Origin of the sequence: Cryobacterium sp. 10I1 (genome assembly GCF_035019805.1) — a bacterium.
GTDB classification, from domain to species: domain Bacteria; phylum Actinomycetota; class Actinomycetes; order Actinomycetales; family Microbacteriaceae; genus Cryobacterium; species Cryobacterium glucosi.
The window spans coordinates 1-1354 of sequence record NZ_JASJVF010000470.1 but is presented as its reverse complement, the minus strand read 5'-3'; the positions used below and the strand labels follow the sequence as shown (position 1 = coordinate 1354).

The 1354-nt window shown below is 66.7% G+C and carries 1 protein-coding gene; it reads right to left on the bottom strand.

Annotated features, from left to right (window positions below):
* Positions 1-319: 319 nt before the first annotated feature.
* The gene (locus QN345_RS19150) at positions 320-1045 is read right to left on the bottom strand and encodes a hypothetical protein (protein ID WP_322189146.1); all 726 of its coding nucleotides are present in this window, start codon (positions 1043-1045) and stop codon (positions 320-322) included.
* Positions 1046-1354: the final 309 nt, after the last annotated feature.

Genomic DNA, 1354 nt, shown 5'->3' with positions numbered 1-1354 from the left:
ACCCGCAGGTCGCGGCCCACCTCTGGTCCCGCACCGAGTGCCTCCTGTCCCTCCCCTTCCCCCTCTGACCCTCCCGCCTGTACCCTGTCGCCTGACGACCCGTGCGGTCTGCAGCCAGCCGCGAGAGTACGAATTGTGCCCCTTCGCGGTCGGCGAAGGGGCCGTTTCTCCGCTCTCGCGAACCCGTCAGTGCGGCGCCCCGCCGCGAGAGTACGAATTGTGCCCTCATAGGGCGCACCAAGGGGCCGTTTCTCCGCTCTCGCGGGAGGGGTGAGGGATGCCGGGGGCTGGGTCGGCGCGAATGCGACGGCCGGATGGGTCAGGGGCGCCAGCCGCGGTCCCGAAGTGCGGTGTCGACCTTGCGCACGGCCGACGCGCTCTTGAGTCGAAGATGTGTCTTGTTCAGGCGAACCACCCGCCAGTCGGCTTCCATGATCGCATCGAGCCGATCGATGTCCCAGTGATACTGCTCTTCGTCCGTTCGATGCTGCTCGCCGTCGTACTCAACGAGCACTCGATATTCCCGGTAGACGAGGTCGCCCGTCGCAATCCTCCGTCCCGACCTATCCGTTAGGGGAGCGTTCACTTCCGGCTCGGGAAGGCCGGCCCGCACCAGGAGGAGCCGGATCTCGGTTTCCCGCGGTGAGAGCACGCCGGGGCGGACCCAGTCGAGCGCTTCTCTGAGCCGCCGTGCGCCGCGCTTGCCTGCGTGACGCGCCACGCCGGTACGCAGCTCGGCCATGGTCGCGAGCGGTCGCCTCCCTCCGACCAGGGCGTCTCCCATCACAATGAGTTCATCCAGATTGAGCACGGCAGAGAGCTGGCGCCAGACATCGACCGGTGCGGCCACGCGATAACCGCCGATATCGACCAGGCGTACGGTGCCTGGTCGCGCGTGGTGCGCGACGGTCCCTCTCACTCTCTGCCGTTCCGCCGGGTCGTCGACGCAGATATGAATCACGCCGGACGTCGCGAACCTCCGGGGGAGGGGAAGACCGTGCACGTGCGCTGCCGTCACGTGACTGAAGAACTGGGCCGTCGACATCCGCTCGGAGTATGCCGCTATGAGCGTCGCGATCGTTGCCGGTCCCAATCGTGGTGAGCGGATGCCGTGAAACGGCTGCTCAAGGTCCGCGCCCCTCATTCGCTTCCGCGATACGCCCTCGTGGCGTCCACTGCGGGTGGTGAAGTGTCGGCCACGCAACGCGGGGGGAAGTTCGCGACGTCGTTTCATCCCCCGATGATGCCGATTCCCACGAACGAGCGCGCGTTCTATCCACAGTCCGGCGGCCAGGGACCGCGAGAGTACGAAAATGGCCCCTTCGGATGTCGTGAAGAGGCCATTTTCGTACTC

Excerpts from the sequence above, each read along its gene's own strand:
- QN345_RS19150 (WP_322189146.1), bottom strand. The coding sequence starts at position 1,045 with ATGTCGACGGCCCAGTTCTTCAGTCACGTGACGGCAGCGCACGTGCAC.